The 18,386-nt window shown below is 42.4% G+C and carries 15 protein-coding genes, 1 tRNA gene and 1 pseudogene; 13 read left to right on the top strand and 4 right to left on the bottom strand.

Translation table 11 applies throughout. The features are described 5' to 3' along the window. Both DWW10_RS17010 and DWW10_RS17005 read right to left on the bottom strand, forming a co-directional pair. Positions 1–1,386 (bottom strand): alpha/beta hydrolase family protein, encoded by a 1,386-nt coding sequence (locus DWW10_RS17010; RefSeq protein ID WP_022391421.1) that lies wholly within the window; start codon positions 1,384–1,386, stop codon positions 1–3. Between the two features lie 42 nt (positions 1,387–1,428). Continuing rightward, positions 1,429–2,073 carry a hypothetical protein gene (locus tag DWW10_RS17005; RefSeq protein WP_118421954.1) on the bottom strand — a complete coding sequence of 215 codons (645 nt, stop codon included), beginning with the start codon at positions 2,071–2,073 and terminating at the stop codon, positions 1,429–1,431. A 164-nt stretch (positions 2,074–2,237) separates the two neighbouring features. Here DWW10_RS17005 and DWW10_RS17000 point away from each other — a divergent pair, with 164 nt between their 5' ends. Together DWW10_RS17000 and DWW10_RS16995 are read left to right on the top strand one after the other, a co-directional pair. Then, on the top strand, positions 2,238–3,020 hold the full coding sequence (locus tag DWW10_RS17000) for a DUF4377 domain-containing protein (protein WP_022393381.1): 783 nt from the start codon (positions 2,238–2,240) through the stop codon (positions 3,018–3,020). A gap of 340 nt (positions 3,021–3,360) precedes the next feature. Continuing rightward, positions 3,361–5,652 (top strand): TonB-dependent receptor, encoded by a 2,292-nt coding sequence (locus DWW10_RS16995; protein WP_118421953.1) that lies wholly within the window; start codon positions 3,361–3,363, stop codon positions 5,650–5,652. Between the two features lie 71 nt (positions 5,653–5,723). Here the strand turns inward: DWW10_RS16995 and DWW10_RS16990 are convergent. Beyond that, positions 5,724–5,797, bottom strand: a tRNA-Asp gene (locus DWW10_RS16990). A 339-nt stretch (positions 5,798–6,136) separates the two neighbouring features. On the opposite strand from DWW10_RS16990, the gene purU reads away from it, so the two are divergent. From purU to DWW10_RS16935, 11 genes and pseudogenes are all read left to right on the top strand, one after another. Beyond that, the gene (gene purU, locus DWW10_RS16985; RefSeq protein ID WP_118421952.1) at positions 6,137–6,994 is read left to right on the top strand and encodes a formyltetrahydrofolate deformylase; all 858 of its coding nucleotides are present in this window, start codon (positions 6,137–6,139) and stop codon (positions 6,992–6,994) included. Positions 6,995–7,003: 9 nt separating this feature from the next. Continuing rightward, the gene (hisH, locus tag DWW10_RS16980) at positions 7,004–7,597 is read left to right on the top strand and encodes an imidazole glycerol phosphate synthase subunit HisH (RefSeq protein ID WP_118223813.1); all 594 of its coding nucleotides are present in this window, start codon (positions 7,004–7,006) and stop codon (positions 7,595–7,597) included. A 16-nt stretch (positions 7,598–7,613) separates the two neighbouring features. Further along, the gene (hisA, locus tag DWW10_RS16975) at positions 7,614–8,342 is read left to right on the top strand and encodes a 1-(5-phosphoribosyl)-5-[(5-phosphoribosylamino)methylideneamino]imidazole-4-carboxamide isomerase (RefSeq protein ID WP_118421951.1); all 729 of its coding nucleotides are present in this window, start codon (positions 7,614–7,616) and stop codon (positions 8,340–8,342) included. Positions 8,343–8,384: 42 nt separating this feature from the next. Next, positions 8,385–9,143: an imidazole glycerol phosphate synthase subunit HisF gene (gene hisF / locus DWW10_RS16970; protein WP_118421950.1), complete on the top strand. Its 759-nt coding sequence runs from the start codon at positions 8,385–8,387 to the stop codon at positions 9,141–9,143. A 106-nt stretch (positions 9,144–9,249) separates the two neighbouring features. Next, a complete protein-coding gene (gene hisIE, locus DWW10_RS16965) occupies positions 9,250–9,855 on the top strand; it encodes a bifunctional phosphoribosyl-AMP cyclohydrolase/phosphoribosyl-ATP diphosphatase HisIE (protein ID WP_044532491.1) in 606 nt (201 codons plus the stop codon). A gap of 42 nt (positions 9,856–9,897) precedes the next feature. Then, positions 9,898–10,623: a cell division ATP-binding protein FtsE gene (locus DWW10_RS16960; protein ID WP_118421949.1), complete on the top strand. Its 726-nt coding sequence runs from the start codon at positions 9,898–9,900 to the stop codon at positions 10,621–10,623. 21 nt (positions 10,624–10,644) lie between these two features. Continuing rightward, entirely contained in the window at positions 10,645–11,964 is a 1,320-nt protein-coding gene (locus DWW10_RS16955; protein ID WP_022391971.1) for an aspartate kinase, read from the top strand. Positions 11,965–12,094: 130 nt separating this feature from the next. Beyond that, on the top strand, positions 12,095–13,255 hold the full coding sequence (lysA, locus tag DWW10_RS16950; RefSeq protein WP_118421948.1) for a diaminopimelate decarboxylase: 1,161 nt from the start codon (positions 12,095–12,097) through the stop codon (positions 13,253–13,255). 384 nt (positions 13,256–13,639) lie between these two features. Further along, positions 13,640–14,008, top strand: a pseudogene (locus DWW10_RS16945) (N-acetylmuramoyl-L-alanine amidase); the annotation flags it as partial. A gap of 78 nt (positions 14,009–14,086) precedes the next feature. Next, complete coding sequence (locus tag DWW10_RS16940) at positions 14,087–14,566, top strand: ferritin (RefSeq protein ID WP_118421947.1); 480 nt, start codon at positions 14,087–14,089, stop codon at positions 14,564–14,566. A 132-nt stretch (positions 14,567–14,698) separates the two neighbouring features. Further along, positions 14,699–16,963, top strand: a complete 2,265-nt coding sequence (locus DWW10_RS16935; RefSeq protein WP_118421946.1) for a sensor histidine kinase — start codon at positions 14,699–14,701, stop codon at positions 16,961–16,963. Positions 16,964–17,070: 107 nt separating this feature from the next. Here the strand turns inward: DWW10_RS16935 and kbl are convergent, their stop codons facing one another. Then, positions 17,071–18,261, bottom strand: a complete 1,191-nt coding sequence (gene kbl / locus DWW10_RS16930; protein WP_118421945.1) for a glycine C-acetyltransferase — start codon at positions 18,259–18,261, stop codon at positions 17,071–17,073. Between the last annotated feature and the right edge of the window lie 125 nt (positions 18,262–18,386).

Here is an 18,386-nt window from a genome sequence, read left to right as displayed (position 1 = left end):
CTAATGTCTGCAATTCAGAAGAATCCATTCTGTCATATCTTTCAGGACCTCAGGACTGATGGTTTCTTCTAATTGCCCGTATTCCATAATTGTACAAGTCTTACAGGATTGGAACAAATGGTTCAAACCGGGATATTTCTTGGTGGTAACTTTCTTATTTCCGTTAGACTTGACCCAATCTTCCACAGCTTTGAGATTCATGTCTGCATCTACCTGTATGTCTTTATCTCCATTGACAGCCAGTACCGGACATTTTATCTTCTTTAAATCTTGGGTCGGATCGTATTTCATGAAATGAAGATACCACGGAGAGAGCATTCCGTTCATCTCAACTTCTATTTGTTTGGCGATGTTTGGGTCTTGCAGTTGTACGGGTGGCAGTGTTGCAATAATGTTGGCATATAGCTCTTTCCGGATTTCCTCAGTGCTTTTGTCCTGTGCCAATATAGCATAACGGGCGCGTAATGTGGGTTTGTATAATTCCCACATGGCATCGGAGGTGCCACCTGACTTGCTAACTGTTTCTGCTTGTTTCAACATCAGGCTGTCTCCTTTTATGGTAGCGCCGGCCATTGAAACGATGTAAGCAATATCTTTGTTACGGGCGCCCAATATAAAAGCCACGGTTCCGCCACAGCTATGACCGATGATTCCTATCTGTTTGGGATTAATTTCTTTTCTGCCTTTCAGGTAATTGATCGCTGCTTCTGCATCGCTGGCATAATCTTCGTTGGTGGCTTCTGCAAAAACGCCTGTTGAGCCTCCTACGCCTCTGTCGTCGCAGCGAAGTACGGCTATACCGTTACGGGTCAGGTAGTCTGCTATTACCAGAAATGGCTTATGCCCCATTATTTCCTCATCCCTGTTCTGTGCGCCACTACCGGTAACCAATACTACTGCCGGGAATTTTTTGCCCTGTTCGGGAAGCGTCAGAGTGCCGGCAAGTGTGATTCCGGCTTCTTTATTTTCAAAAGTAATGTCTTCTGCTTTATAGGGGAAAGGTGGTTGTGGTTCTTGGGGGCGTTTAGGTTTGGCTACTTCTCCTTTTTCCAGATTTAGTTTGAATCTAAGTCCTTGTGTGAAGTCTCCGTATATTTTGCCGTCTTTCTCCAACTTACCTTTGTAAGAGGCACGAATATCAGGAATCTGAATCGTCAGAATCGAATCCTGAAAGAGTGTGGAACCTGTCGGAATGCCTTTTACATTCTGATCGGGACTGTCACAAGTAGAGGTATATCCCTGCTCGGTTTGTTGCAGGTTGAAGCAAATAGTCAAGGAAGCGTTGGGGAGCGACAGCTTTCCATTCCATGTTCCGGATATGTCCTGAGCATGGATGCAGATAGGAAAGATAAATCCTAAAAGGAATAGAATGGAGTGTTTTTTCATATCCGGTGATTTAAATGGTTTTCATATAATATTTTGAGTTTCTTATTTGACATACTCATGTAGTTCTTTACAATCTACCGCCAGTTCATCGACTGCTTTCCACCCAAAGATACCGTTTTTTATTGTAACATGCAATACACATCCCATGGCTACTTGTGTATCTATAGGGACGTGGAAGGAAAGGTAGTCGTCAGGATTATCCTGGTCGACAGCTTTCAGAATTCTGCATTCAGGCAATATGGTCCGGTAGCGGGCCAATTTGTTGGGCTTTAGAAAACGGATTTCTGTTACTCTGTATTCTTTACGGACGGGAGCCTTGCTTGCCAACCAATGATTCATATTCAGTAACAGATTGATACCCATACCGTGAAAAAGCATCCCTATGACAATGCCACAGGCGATGGTCTTCAGGTAATATCCGACTTTTGTGTATTTATCTGCCAGAAGTACGCCAATAATAATGACAAGAATGGTAGTGAAAAGCATCACGGATGCCATAAGTGGGCGATAACTGATACCCCGAAATGCAGTTTGCTGGAGCAATACAGTACTGGGAGAGGCCAGATAACCCACTCCGACAAGTATTGTCAGGATCACAATCACTATCAGCCAGACATATATGGTTTGCCTGCGCTCTTTCTTTTTTTCCCGGATTTGTCCGGTGGTTGTTATTCTTCGATATCTCATTCTGTTGACGAAGGTACGCTTTTATATCTTCATATAGCCTATCTCCTTTAAAATTCTATTCAAGCTTCTTCTGAGAAGAGAAATAAAAGGTTTTGTTTATTATAGGCTTAAAGAGATTTTGTATATCTTTGCATAATTACAAAACTAGACTTAAAGAAAACATTATGAAGACAAAACGCTTATTAGGATTATTGCTATTAATCCTGCCAATCACTGGCTTTGTTGCTTGTAGTGATGATGAACCGCAAGACAAGGTAGAAACTGTAAAAATGCTTATTTCTGACAAAACAGGTACTTATCAGCCTTGGGGAAGTGATTCTCCCATCGATTGTATGCTGGTGAAAGAAGAAAGTGAAAGCGACTACAAAACGCTGGATTTTCAAGGAATTGCTGATTTCGTTTACGAAAAAGGCTATGAGTATGCTTTATGGGTTGAGAAAAGAACCTTGGTTGATCCTCCTGCTGATGGAAGTAGCATTGTCTACAAATTGATAGATGTAATATCGAAGGCAAAAGTAGAGTATGAATACACAATAAAAGTAGATGGCCCTAATCCTTTTATTCTGTCTCCCGAAGGTGGTGAATATGAAATACCTTTTACCTGTAAAGCGAAGAAATTTGCAGAGGGTAATCTGGTTGAAGATGGATATATTTCTTTAAAAGGGTTGAGATATAATATGGGTACCAATTACGGAGGGCTGACAAGAGTCGTAAAAGATGGCGATAAGGTTGGGTTTTATAAACTTGTAATAGAAGGCATTCCGCGCTTTAATATGAAAAAGGTTCCTGTATGGTACTGTGGCATTTATTCTCCGGATGCAGATGTATCTGTCGGACCTGAGCCTGAGCCTATTTATAAACAACTGTTTGAACAACCGCAGACAGAGGGTGAGGATTATTATATGAATTCGGTAATCTTTATGTCTACAGGCACATTTGCTGAATAAACTCTGAAATAATATTTAAGACATACCTGAACCGTGTCTGGTCCTGGTCTGCTCCGTACCAACTCCGTACCTGGTCCGTATAAAAGTACCTTTATTGGGAGTTGATACGGAGCGGGTACGGACTTGATACGGAGTTGGTGTGGACTTGGTAAGGCAGCGAGCGTATATTAATGGATGCATCAAGGGCTATAGGTGAATCTTGTATTTAAGAATATTAAATGTTTTTCTTCTTTATAAACCAAATATGATTTTTTCGCTTCGTCTATAAACAGAGAAATCAAAACATGAAATTTCTGTAATCCGAACTAATGGTGACATTAGTATCTGTAAATGGCATAGAATGATGCGATTGAATAAAGTAATCTTATCTGTAATCAGCTATATTGTAGTAGGTGGTTTTCAAACAGCCGTTTGGGGACAAACCATTAGCGGCAAGATAATAGACAGTGAACAGCACCCCATAGAGGGGGCGACCATTGTATTGCAAACGGTAGACTCTATTTATATAGATGCGTCTATATCAAACGCTGACGGTATATTCACTTTGAATGGCCAACAAGAAAAATACCGCTTAATTATCCAACATCTTTTATTTCATACGAAGCAAGTAACCGGCAATGGGAAAAATGCCGGGACTATTCAGTTACAGCCTCAGGATTATGCCTTGGATGAAGTGGTGGTAAAGGCGGAACGCCCATTTGTAAAAGTGGAGAATGGACGTTTAGGTTATAATCTCGCTGTTTTATCTGAAAAGCAAGTAGTGAATAATGCCTATGAAGCATTGATGAGGCTACCGGGAGTGCAAGAAAGTAAGGGGGCATTGACTCTGGTCGGTGCAGGAAATCTGATTGTAATCCTGAATGGAAAACCTACTACAATGGATGTCGGGCAGCTTGAAACTCTTTTGCGTAATACGCCGGTAAGCAGGGTGGAGAAAGCAGAAGTAATGTATAGTGCACCCCCAGAATATCATGTACGGGGAGCGGTTATCAATGTTGTTTTAAAACGCTCGAATGACTATTCTTTTCAAGGAGAAGTAAGTGCTGATTATAAGAATCAATATTTTAATAGCGGTGGCATGAAGGGGAATTTCCGTTTATCGACACCCAAGATGGCTTTTGATGTGATGTATGGAGCGAATGATGTGAAGAACATGGAATACATAGACCTCGATTCCAGGCATACACTGAAAAATGAACGGTACGATATCAGTCAGAATGAGCAATTACGCAGTAAGTATTGGAATCACAATTTCAGAACTGCATTTGAGTATAATTTCAATGATAATCATACAATCAATGTGATATATACAGGCAGTTATAGCCCCGATCAGCATAATAGTAGCGAAACGACAGGAAATTATCAAACCAGTAATGTTGATAAATATCTTGATACACAGATGAATAATGTCACATTGCAGTATCATTCAGGATTTGGGTTTGAAATAGGTGGTGATTATACGCATTATACATCCGACAATCATCAAAGCCTCTATGCCGACTATCAGGATGGCAGGCAAAGCAGTTTTTCAATGGTTGGCGGACAAAGAATAGATCGCTATTCTATTTATGCAGATCAAAAGCATTCATTATCTAAAGGATGGAGTTTAGGGTATGGGGCATCCTATCGGTTTGCTAAAGATCGTGATTTTCAAACTTATGATAAGGTAGTGGGGGATATTCATACTCAGAATATGTATTCCGATCTGAAAGAACAGACTGCTAATTTTTATGTGTCACTCAGAAAAAACTACGAGACAGGAGTTTCGTTCTCAGTATCGGCTACGGGAGAATATTATACTATTGGCAATTATCATAAATGGGCGGTTTATCCACAGGCATCGCTGACTTACTTTAAAACCCCGAAGCATACATTCCAGTTCTCCTTATCTACAGATAAGACGTATCCGAGCTATTGGGATATGCAATCGTCTGTTAGTTATCTCAACGGGTACACTGAGTTATGGGGAACGCCGGGATTGAAACCTATGACTAATTACAATCTGAACGGGAGTTATATCTTGAAGCAAAAATATATTTTTAACCTGTTCTTTATGCATACTCCAGATTACTTTATACAAACTCCTTATCAATCTACAGATAGGCTTGCGCTAATTTATAAAAATACAAACTGGAACTATATGCAGTTGTGGGGAGTAAATATCATATTGCCTTTCAAAACAGGAAATTGGTTGGATTCTCGATTGACTGTAGCCGGTATGCAGATGAGGCAACGTTGTGATGATTTCTTTGATATACCTTTCAATCGAAAAAAGTGGATGTTCAGTGCTATGCTGGATAACACTTTTAAAGTGAATAAAAATCTGGCTTTTGAATTGATGGGGAATGTACAAACACCGGTTATACAAGGAACATTCGATATTGAATCCATCTTTAACTTTACTGCCGGATTGAAATGGAGTTTTGCAAACGACAGGATGAGCCTTTCCGCTCGTTGTAATGATATTCTTAATACAGGGATGCCTAAAACAAAAGTTCGTTTCAAGGGACAGGACTTAGATATGAACAGCGCTTTCTATTCGCGGGCTTTTACTCTGAATCTCAGTTATCGCTTTGGAGGGTATAAGAAAAAGAATCTGAAAGAGGTGGATACATCAAGGTTTGGAATGTAATTGTTATTAGGTGGAACACCTGGTATATTGAACAAAAAAGCTCTGAAATCATTCGATTTCAGAGCTTTAAGCGGTGCGTACGGGACTCGAACCCGTGACCCCATGCGTGACAGGCATGTATTCTAACCAACTGAACTAACGCACCATAATTTCATTTCTTTAATTGCTTTCTCTCTCGATTGCGGTTGCAAAGGTAGGCATTTCTTTGAAACCTGCAATAGCTACGATGAAATTTTTTTGCTTGATTTTATCACTTTTCCTTTTATATCCTCATTTTGAGAACATTGGAATATGAAAAAAAATAAGTTCTTGCAGAGCTTTTTGTGAAAGGGGATTGGGATGGTTTTGTAATGAAAACGAAGCTTTTTGTTGCTTGATTTAAACTTCTTGCTCGAAAACTTCGTTATTTTACAATAAATCGTTATTTTTGCAAACTCAAATCGAGAAAATTGTAATTTGAAAACGATAAAAACGATAATTTAGGATGATGAAAACGGCCAAACTGTTACTTCACTGTCCCGACAAACCGGGAATTCTGGCAGAAGTGACAGACTTTATAACGGTAAACAAGGGAAATATTATCTATCTGGACCAATATGTCGATCATGTGGAGAATATCTTTTTCATGCGTATCGAGTGGGAATTGAAGAACTTCCTGATACCGCAAGAGAAAATTGAAGATTATTTTGCTACGCTGTACGCACAGAAATATGAAATGTTTTTCCGTCTCTATTTCTCGGATACGAAACCACGCATGGCAATATTTGTGTCTAAGATGTCACATTGCCTGTTCGATTTACTGGCACGCTATACGGCAGGAGAATGGAACGTCGAGATTCCTCTTATTATAAGCAACCATCCCGACTTGCAACATGTAGCCGAACGTTTCGGAATACCTTTCTATCTGTTCCCTATTACAAAGGAGACTAAAGAAGAACAGGAGAAAAAAGAAATGGAATTGCTGGCAAAGCATAAGGTGAACTTTATTGTACTGGCGCGTTATATGCAGGTGATTTCAGAGTGGATGATTGATGCCTATCCCAATCGGATTATCAATATTCATCACTCTTTCCTTCCTGCATTTGTGGGAGCAAGACCTTATCATGCAGCATTTGAGCGTGGTGTGAAGATCATTGGTGCTACCAGTCATTATGTAACAACAGAACTGGATGCAGGACCGATCATTGAACAAGATGTGGTTCGTATCACTCATAAAGATACTGTAGAAGATCTTGTAAATAAGGGGAAAGACCTGGAAAAGATTGTTCTCTCGCGTGCCGTGCAGAAGCATATTGAGCGCAAGGTACTGGCGTATAAGAATAAAACAGTGATATTTAGTTAAGGTATATTCATGAAAGTAGCGATTATCAAATATAATGCGGGCAATATCTATTCGGTGGATTATGCGCTGAAGCGTTTGGGCGTGGAAGCTGTGGTAACGGCGGATAGAGATGAATTGCGTGCGGCGGACAAAGTGATCTTTCCAGGTGTGGGCGAGGCGGAAACCACCATGAAGTTTCTGCGTGCCAGTGGCATGGATGCATTGATTAAGGAACTTAGACAGCCTCTTTTAGGGATATGTCTGGGTATGCAAGTGATGTGTCGCCATTCTGAAGAAGGGGGAGATGTGGATTGTCTGGGTATTTTTGATACGGAAGTGAAGCGTTTCGTTCCACAGAAGCATGAGGATAAAGTGCCTCACATGGGTTGGAATACGCTCACAGAGACGAACAGTGGCTTATTCAAAGGCTTTACAAAAGAAGAGTTTGTCTATTTTGTGCATAGCTTCTACGTTCCGGTCAATGAATATACAGCTGCTGTGACGGACTATATACAACCGTTTAGCGCTGCCTTGCATAAGGATAATTATTATGCTACCCAATTCCATCCGGAGAAGAGTGGAGGTGTGGGAGAACGTATCCTGCGCAATTTTTTAGAATTATAATTAAGTAGATAAATATATGATAGAGCTTATCCCTGCAATAGATATTATCGACGGAAAGTGTGTACGCCTTTCGCAAGGTGACTATGACAGTAAGAAGGTGTATAACGAAAATCCGGTGGAAGTGGCCAAAGAAATGGAGGCATACGGTATTCGCCGGCTTCATGTGGTAGACCTGGACGGGGCGGCTTCTCATCATGTAGTCAATTATAATGTTTTGAATAGAATCACCTCACAGACTTCCCTGATAGTTGATTTCGGTGGTGGCGTGAAAAGTGATGAAGACTTGAAGATAGCTTTTGAGAATGGGGCGCAGATGGTTACAGGCGGCAGTATTGCGGTGAAAAATCCTGAGTTGTTCTGCCATTGGCTGGAAGTTTACGGCAGTGAGAAGATAATTCTTGGTGCGGATGTGAAAGACCGGAAGATAGCTGTGAATGGCTGGAAGGACGAAAGTGCTTGTGAATTGTTCCCTTTCCTGAAAGAATATGTAGAGAAAGGTATTCAGAAAGTAATTTGCACGGATATTAGTTGCGATGGTATGTTGCAGGGACCTTCTATTGAACTGTATAAGGAAATGCTGGAACAACATCCCGACCTTTACCTGATAGCAAGTGGCGGTGTCAGCAGTATGGAAGATATACGTGCATTGGAGGCGGCTGGAGTACCGGCTGTAATTTTTGGTAAGGCTCTGTATGAAGGGCATATTACTCTGAAGGAAATAGAAAGAATGATGCAGGATTATTGACGAATCATTCTCATGAATATAAATCGTTAAAACAAAACAGAAGTGTTAGCGAAAAGAATTATTCCCTGTCTCGATATCAAAGACGGACAAACAGTGAAAGGAACCAATTTCGTCAATTTGCGTCAAGCGGGCGATCCAGTGGAACTGGCGCGTGCGTATAGTGAGCAAGGTGCTGATGAATTGGTTTTTCTGGATATAACAGCCAGTTTTGAAGGTCGCAAGACATTTGCAGAGTTGGTGAAGCGCATTGCTGCCAATATCAGTATTCCGTTTACGGTAGGTGGCGGTATCAACGAATTGAGTGATGTAGACCGTCTGCTGAATGCCGGTGCAGATAAGATTTCTATCAATTCTTCTGCAATTCGCCGTCCCGAACTGATTGATGAAATAGCTAAGAACTTCGGTTCGCAGGTATGTGTGCTGGCGGTAGATGCCAAACAGACTGAAAAAGGCTGGTGGTGCTATCTGAATGGAGGCCGTGTAGAAACAGATAAGGAGCTGTTTACCTGGACAAAAGAAGCCCAGGAACGTGGTGCCGGAGAAATACTTTTCACCAGCATGAATCATGATGGCGTAAAGACCGGATACGCCAATGAAGCACTTGCTGAAATGTCTGATAACCTCTCTATTCCGGTGATTGCATCGGGCGGAGCAGGAGCAAAAGAGCATTTTCGTGATGTATTTTTGCAAGGAAAAGCAGATGCAGCGTTGGCAGCCAGTGTTTTTCATTTCGGAGAAATTAAAATTCCCGATTTAAAATCGTATCTTTGCGCCCAGGGAATCTCGATGCGGGTGATGTAAAAGTGATAGAGTGGCAAAGTGATAAGGCGATAAAGATGACAGAATATTACCGCATCACGCTGCATAGCAATTAATAATTTATAGCTCATAATTAATAATTACCTAAATGGATTTTGATAAAATGAACGGACTTGTTCCGGCAATCATACAAGACGCAGACACCGCTAAGGTGTTAATGTTGGGCTTCATGAATAAAGAAGCTTACGACAAAACGGTAGAAACCGGTAAAGTGACTTTTTTCAGCCGCACCAAGAACCGTCTTTGGACGAAAGGTGAGGAGAGTGGTAATTTCCTGAATGTCGTTTCTATCAAGGAAGACTGTGATCAGGATACATTGCTGATTCAGGTACATCCTGTGGGACCAGTTTGCCATACAGGCACGGATACATGTTGGGGTGAGAAGAATGAACAGCCTGTAATGTTTCTGAAGCATCTTCAGGATTTTATTACTAAGCGCCATGAAGAGATGCCGGAAGGTTCTTACACAACCAGTCTGTTTGAGTCTGGTGTGAATAAAATGGCACAGAAAGTGGGTGAAGAAGCTGTGGAAACAGTGATCGAAGCTTGCAACGGAACTGACGAACGGTTGATCTATGAAGGAGCCGATTTGATATACCACCTCATCGTGCTGCTAACATCCAAAGGATACAGTCTGGAAGATTTGGCACGCGAATTGCAGGAACGTCATAGCGCTTCGTGGAAGAAACACTAAATAATTAATAATTAAAAATTAATAATTAATAATTAAACGGGAATGGCTGAACCGCTGATACGATATAAAGATGTGGAAGTACACCAACAGGACTTGTGCGTGCTGAATGAGGTAAACCTCGAGCTGCAGAAGGGAGAGTTTGTGTACCTGATCGGTAAGGTAGGTTCGGGTAAGACCAGTTTGCTAAAGACCCTCTACGGAGAACTGGATATCACTGCCGGCGAAGCAATGGTACTGGGCTATGATATGAGCCGCATTAAGCGCAAGCATATTCCGCAGTTGCGTCGTAAGTTGGGCATCGTGTTTCAGGATTTCCAACTGTTGACGGACCGCACGGTGAACGATAATCTTGCTTTTGTATTGAAGGCTACGGGTTGGAAAAACAAATCGGAAATAAAAGACCGTATTGCTGAAGTGCTGATGCAGGTAGGAATGGGTAATAAAGGATACAAGTTCCCTAACGAACTTTCGGGAGGCGAACAACAACGCATTGTTATTGCCCGTGCTATGCTCAACTCTCCGGAGATTATCCTGGCGGATGAACCGACCGGTAATCTGGATGCGGAAACGGGACGTGCTATTGTAGGACTGTTACATAACATCAGCCGCACGGGTGGCTCGCTGGTATTGATGACTACGCACAACCTCCATCTGCTTCACGAGTTTCCGGGACAGGTATATCGCTGTGCAGGTCATCAGATAACAGATGTGACATCCGAATATTCGAATGTCATGCCGACTGTAGAAGAAACAAATAATAATATATAATCATTTAATACAGGAACGAAAATGAAAGTTTTAAAGTTTGGAGGTACTTCCGTAGGTTCTGCACCGCGGATAAAGGAAGTAGCCAAATTGATCACTGATGGTGAACAGAAGATAGTTGTACTCTCGGCTATGTCGGGTACAACTAATACATTGGTGGAAATTTCGGACTATCTGTACAAGAAAAATCCGGAGGGTGCCAACGAGATCATTAACAAGCTGGAGGCTAAATACAAACAGCATGTGAATGAGTTGTATTCCACTCCCGAGTATAAACAGAAAGGTCAGGAACTGATTAAATCTCATTTTGACTACATCCGTTCTTATACCAAAGACCTTTTCACGCTGTTTGAGGAGAAAGTGGTTCTGGCACAGGGAGAACTGATCTCTACTGCCATGATGAACTATTACCTGCAAGAGTGTGGTGTGAAGTCCATTTTGCTTCCGGCTTTGGAATATATGCGTACCGATAAGAATGCGGAGCCCGATCCTGTATATATTAAGGAGAAACTTCAGATGCAGTTGGAATTGCATCCCGGTGCTGAGATTTACATCACACAAGGATATATTTGCCGCAACGCTTACGGAGAAATAGACAATCTGCAACGTGGTGGAAGCGACTATACCGCTTCTCTGATCGGTGCAGCTATCAATGCTTCCGAAATCCAGATATGGACCGATATCGACGGTATGCACAATAATGACCCGCGTATCGTTGACAAGACTGCTCCTGTACGTCATCTTCATTTTGAAGAAGCTGCCGAGCTGGCTTATTTTGGTGCGAAGATTCTTCACCCCACTTGTATACAGCCTGCCAAGTATGCCAATATCCCGGTGCGTCTGCTGAATACGATGGACCCGACTGCTCCCGGTACTATGATTTCCAATGATACCGAGAAGGGCAAAATCAAGGCAGTTGCAGCAAAAGATAACATTACAGCTATCAAGATTAAATCCAGCCGTATGTTGCTTGCTCACGGTTTCTTGCGCAAGGTATTCGAAATCTTTGAAAGCTATCAGACTTCTATCGATATGATTTGTACTTCTGAGGTAGGAGTATCTGTATCTGTTGATAATACGAAGCACCTCAACGAGATTTTAGACGACCTGAAGAAGTACGGAACCGTTACAGTAGATAAGGATATGTGTATTGTCTGTGTGGTAGGTGATTTGGAATGGGAGAATGTCGGTTTCGAGGCGAAGGCACTGGATGCCATGCGCGACATACCGGTACGAATGATCTCATTCGGTGGTAGTAACTACAATATTTCTTTCCTCATCCGTGAGTGCGACAAGAATAAGGCATTGCAGTCGCTTAGCGATGCACTGTTCAACGAAGAATAAGAGAAATAAGAAAGTACAGATATAAAATAATATGGAACGCAAACTACACAAATTACACAACTCTCTGATAAAGGCTCTTGTGTAATTCGCGTAATTTGCGTTCTTTTCTTTATAAACAAAGTTTTGAAGTATGAAAGGAACATTCCCCATAGATAAATTCCGTGAGCTGCATACCCCTTTTTATTATTATGATACGAAGGTGTTGCGTGATACTCTTTCCTGCGTGCGTGCAGAAGCTGCTAAGTATGGCAATTTTGAGGTACATTATGCTGTGAAAGCAAATGCTAATCCGAAGGTACTTACCATTATCCGTGAGAATGGACTGGGTGCCGATTGTGTGAGTGGGGGAGAAGTGCGCGCTGCCATCAAGGCTGGCTTTCCTGCGAATAAGGTTGTTTTTGCAGGAGTAGGTAAGTCCGATTGGGAGATCAACCTGAGCTTGGACTACAATATCTTCTGTTTCAATGTGGAGTCTATTCCTGAGTTGGAAGTAATTAATGAATTGGCGGCTGCTAAAGGTAAGATCGCTAATGTCGCTTTCCGTATCAATCCCAATGTAGGTGCGCATACGCATGCCAACATCACTACCGGGCTGGCAGAGAATAAGTTTGGTATCAGTATGCAGGATATGAACGATGTGATAGACGTGGCACTGGAGATGAAGAATGTGAAGTTTATCGGACTGCACTTCCACATCGGTTCGCAGATATTGGATATGGGTGATTTCGTGGCTCTTTGCAATCGTGTGAATGAACTGCAAGATAAGTTGGAGGCACGCCGCATCCGTATCGAGCACGTCAACGTAGGTGGCGGACTGGGCATTGATTATAAGCATCCCAACCGTCAGGCGGTACCTGATTTCAAAGACTATTTTTCGACTTATGCTGAGCATTTGAAGCTGCGTTCTTATCAAACGCTCCATTTTGAACTGGGGCGTGCCATAACGGGGCAGTGTGGTTCACTTATCTCGCAGGTGCTTTATGTAAAACAGGGAGCAAACAAAAAATTTGCTATCCTTGATGCCGGTATGACGGATTTGATTCGTCCTGCATTGTATCAGGCTTATCATAAGATAGAAAATATCACTTCAGAAGATACAGTTGAAACTTATGATGTGGTAGGTCCTATTTGTGAGTCATCGGATGTATTCGGGAAAGCGATAGATTTGAATAAGGTGAAGCGCGGAGATCTGATAGCGTTGCGTTCTGCAGGTGCTTATGGTGAGATTATGGCTTCAAGCTATAATTGCCGCGAATTGCCGAAGGGGTATACTTCGGACGAGTTGGTATAAAGACTTAATCTTTTCATGATTCAGCCACATTAGGTTGGAGATTAGAGGAAAAAAGCTATCTTTATTGTCATAACATTAAAAGAATAAACATGTTTGTTATAAGTTTTGATATGACTGGTCCGATTTTACGGACATTGTAAAAAATGCGTAAGAACTCCTAAAAGTATAAACTATATGTATGAAGCGTGCACATCATCCTTTTGATGATTGTACGCTTTCATTTTTATTTCCTATCCTCACTTTCTTTACTTTGTATTCACAAACATTACGCCTTTGATTTCTGTTTTCAGGAGTTATTTTGTAGTGTGCAACTTTCAACCCCAAAGTTATGAATACAGAAAGATTTGAGAAAGATGAAGGCGGTATGGACCTTGCGTTATATATGGCGCAGGTTATCATTATTATATTAAGGAAGAACGGAGATATCAAAAGTCTTCGCCCGGTTTTAAAAAACGGTGCGCACGCCCGGAGCCACAACGCTCGCTCAATCGGTGCGTGCTATGAAGGTGGACTGGATGTGAACGGATGCTCTGCCGATACGAGAACTGACTTTCAGAAACATTCCCTCCGGCTGCTTGCCAAGTTGCTGCTAAAAGATTATCCGCATTTCCGACTGGTGGGGCATCGCGACCTCAGTGCTGACTTGAATGGTAATGTGAAATAGAACCGGAAGAATGGATCAAACAGTGTCCGTGTTTCGATGCTGCTGCAATTCTGCGGGAAAAGCCTGCCAATCCGGGTTGTTTTATATAAAAAATGTTATTAAATGAACAATGTCTGTGTATCATTGTTACTTTTGTAATGATTTCAAATTAATTAAAAAATACGATTATGATTACTGAAAAATTACAGAATGCAATTAACGAGCAGATCACGGCTGAAATGTGGTCGGCTAACATGTATTTGGCTATGTCTTTCTATATGGAGAAAGAAGGTTTTAGCGGTATGGCACACTGGTTGAAGAAACAGTGGGCAGAAGAAAACGAACATGCCTGTGCAATGGCCGATTACGTAATCAAGCGTGGTGGTAAAGCCAAAGTTGATAAGCTGGATGTAGTTCCCAATGATTTCGGTACTCCGCTGGAAGTATTTGAACAGGTTTACAAACACGAGTGCCGTGTATCCGAAATGATCGATAAGTTGGTGGATGTGGCTGCCGCCGAAAAAGATAAAGCAACACAGGACTTCCTGTGGGGATTTGTACGCGAACAGGTGGAAGAAGAGGCAACCGCTGCAAGCATCGTTGATATGATTAAGAAAGCCGGTGCAACGGGTATCTTCTTTGTAGATGTGAAATTGGGCGAACGTTAATAATCTTTTGATATAGAATCACTAAGTAGGGAAGCTGTCTGAAAAAAAATCAGACAGCTTCTTTTTTGTTTTCTTGGGATTATACATATTTTATTCTACCTTTGTTCCACTTATGGATCAGATAGTCGAATCATGAAAAACGCATTTCTGCCTATATATGCATGGATTTTTCTGTTTTTTTTCGTTTTGAGCAGCTGTTCGAACCGGGAAGAACGGCGAATTTTAATCGTGCATTCTTATGAGGAAAGCTATGTCGGCTATCCTGATTTCAATCGCTTGATAGATAAAGAATTCAGAAGAAACGGGATCGATGCGGATATCCGTATTGTTTATCTGGACTGTGAAGCGTTTCAGGAAGAACCGGAATTGAGGCACATGTATCACTTGCTTGATTCAGCTTCCGGTGGTTGGAGGCCCGAGGTTATCCTGGTGAATGATGATCAGGCTGCTTATTCACTGTTCAAGTGCCGTCATCCTTTGGTGAAAGAGACACCGGTGGTTTTTGGTGGAGTGAACTATCCTAATTGGAAATTACTGAAAGAATATCCCAATGTGACGGGATTTCATGACCGGATGGATATTATGAAGAATATACGTCTGGGAGCAAAGCTCTTTGGTGAAGAGGTGGAGTTTTTTACGGTGCTCGATTCTACGTATATAGACAGACAGATACGTGCTGATGTAAGAGAACAGGTGAAAGGTGAGAAAGTGACTTGCCTGGTAGGCTATTCGGGCACTCCTCGCGAAAGGCGGTTGCATTATCCTCCCAAAGAGGGGTATACGCGCTTTACCAGTCTGCCGGTGCGAATTGGGAGAGAGCAGGAAACTGCCAATTTTATCTGGACCTTGAGTAAATATTCCACCGGAATGTGTTATCTCCAGATGAAGCGCGATTATACGACGGTCAATATCGGAAATATATGTGCAAGTCCTAGTCTGACTGCGATCAATGAAGCATTCGGGTATAATGAAAGATTGCTTGGCGGATATATTACGACATACCCGATTTTGGCGGAAGAGGAAGTGAGTGTCGCTGTGCGTATTTTGCATGGTGAAAATCCTTCGGATATACCCGTTGCGGAAAGCCGCAAGAAATATGTGGTGGATTGGAACGTGATGCGGCAACGGGGAATTTCGAAGACACGTATTCCGGCAGAATGCACGATTATAAATATTCCTATCAGTGAAAAATATCCGGTAGCATGGGGAGTCGGTATTGTGGTGATTGTCGTTCTTTTTTCCACTTTGTTTGTCTGGCTTTTCTTCTTGTATCGCCGTGAACAGGGGCGGAAGAAACGTGCGCTCAATGAACTGGAAAGTGAAAAAGAAACGCTGGCACTGGCTCTCGAAGGCGGAGATACATATGCGTGGAAGCTGGAGAATGATTGTTTTCTTTTTGAGAAAGACTTCTGGATATCGCAGGAGATGAAATTCAGACCGATAAGTTTTGAAGAGTTATTGTTGTTTATGCATCCCGATCATTGGGAAGAGGTGAAGGGATATTGGAAGGATATCTCTAAAGCGGGCAAGATAATATCTCGGGTGCGCTGTGATTTCAATGATAGAGGGTATCAGTGGTGGGAGTTCCGTTATAAGACCATTTTGCTTCCTGGAGGAGGGTATAAAGCTGCCGGCTTATTGCTGAACATACAGGCGATTAAAGACCGTGAACAAGAACTGGAAGAGGCGCGCCAACTGGCCGAGAAAGCCGAATTGAAGCAATCTTTTCTGGCAAATATGAGTCACGAGATTCGCACGCCGCTGAATGCGATTGTAGGATTCTCTAATATATTGGCGCTTGATGAAGATGTGAGCCAGGCAGAACGGTTGGAATATATCGGCAGTATTAATAAGAATAGTGATTTATTGCTGAAACTGATCAATGATATTCTGGAACTTTCGCGCATCGAATCCGGATATATGTCATTTGAATACGAGAAGTGTTTCGTTTCAGAATTGGTTGACAGTATTTATATGACTCATCAGATGCTGATTCCTGAACAACTGGAATTCATCAAAGAGTTGGATGCGGTGCAGGTGGAAGTGATGCTTGATAAGGGGCGCTTGACGCAGGTGATTACTAATTTCCTGAATAATGCTTCTAAGTTTACTAAAACCGGATATATCAAGTTGGGATACCGTTATCTTTCTGAATCTGACCGAGTGGCTATCTATGTGGAAGATAGCGGAAGAGGCATTGAACTCTCAGAACAGAAAATGATCTTTAGCCGCTTCTATAAACAGGATGAGTTTTCGCAAGGAGCCGGCTTGGGACTTTCTATCTGTCAGGTGATTGTAGAAAAATTGCGGGGCAAAATCGAACTGTGGTCGGAACCGGGGAAAGGAAGCAGGTTTACGGTGGTGCTGCCGGTGGTAAAAGCTACAAGCTACAAGTGACGAGTTGCAAGTTCCTTTCGGTGTGGTAGTCTGGCGAATAATTATTCGCTTACGAATAAACGTAGCAACTTGTAACTCGTCACTTGTAGCCCGTAGCTTATCGTGCTTTAGCGCGATAATACTCCAAGTTCTTTTCCTACTTTGATGAATGCATCTATGCACTTGTCAAGATGTTTTCTTTCGTGTCCGGCAGAGATCTGTACACGGATGCGTGCCTGGTCTTTCGGAACCACGGGATAATAGAATCCGGTGACGTAAATGCCTTCTTCTTGCATACGGGCGGCGTAAATCTGCGAAAGTTTGGCATCATACAGCATCACGGCGCAGATAGCACTTTGTGTAGGCTTGATGTCAAATCCGGCGGCAGTCATTTTCTCGCGGAAGTAATTAACGTTTTCTACTAATTTGTCATGCAGGGCATTGCTTTCTCTCAGCATATTGAAGACTTCGATACTTGCACCGATCACGGCAGGAGCAACAGAATTGGAGAACAGATACGGGCGACTGCGTTGGCGCAGCAGGTCGATAATCTCTTTGCGTCCGGTGGTGAATCCGCCCATGGCTCCGCCAAAAGCCTTGCCCAGTGTACCGGTGTAAATATCCACACGTCCGTAAGTTTTGAATAGCTCGCTCACACCGTGGCCTGTAGGCCCTACTACACCGGCAGAGTGAGACTCATCTACCATGACCAAAGCGTCATACTTTTCTGCTAGATCACAGATTTGATCCATCGGAGCTACATTGCCGTCCATAGAGAATACACCGTCTGTTACAACAATGCGGAAACGTTGGGCCTGTGCTTCCTGCAAACATTTCTCCAGTTCGCTCATGTCAGCATTGGCATAGCGGTAACGTTTGGCCTTGCACAAGCGCACGCCGTCGATGATGGAGGCATGGTTCAGTGAATCGGAGATGATAGCATCTTCCTCAGTGAAAAGGGGTTCGAATACTCCGCCATTGGCATCGAAGCAGGCAGCATAGAGGATGGTGTCTTCTGTCTTGAAATAGTCGGAGATAGCAGCTTCCAGTTCTTTGTGAATGTCTTGTGTTCCGCAGATGAAGCGTACGGAAGACATGCCGTAGCCACGGTGATCCATCATCTTTTGGGCAGCGGCAATCAGTCGCGGATGGTTGGACAAACCCAGGTAATTGTTGGCGCAGAAATTCAGCACTTCCTTCCCTTTTACGGTGATGGCGGCTTGTTGCGCACTCTCGATCAGGCGTTCCTCTTTATAGAGTCCGGCCTCTTTAATTTCAGCAAGTGTGTTGCTGAGGTGTTCTTTCATTTTCCCGTACATAGCTTTATAAATTAAAAGTTTGTCATCTTAATACTAAACGATACAAAGGACACGATTTTTCTTCAAATAAACAATAGCAAAATGATAGAATAATGAAAAAAAAGTATGTATATTTGCGCGTCTCT

The sequence above is a fragment of the Bacteroides intestinalis genome, from assembly GCF_003464595.1.
GTDB classification, from domain to species: domain Bacteria; phylum Bacteroidota; class Bacteroidia; order Bacteroidales; family Bacteroidaceae; genus Bacteroides; species Bacteroides intestinalis_A.
The sequence above is the reverse complement of the archived record's forward strand: the minus strand, read 5'-3'. Positions and strand labels throughout refer to the sequence as shown.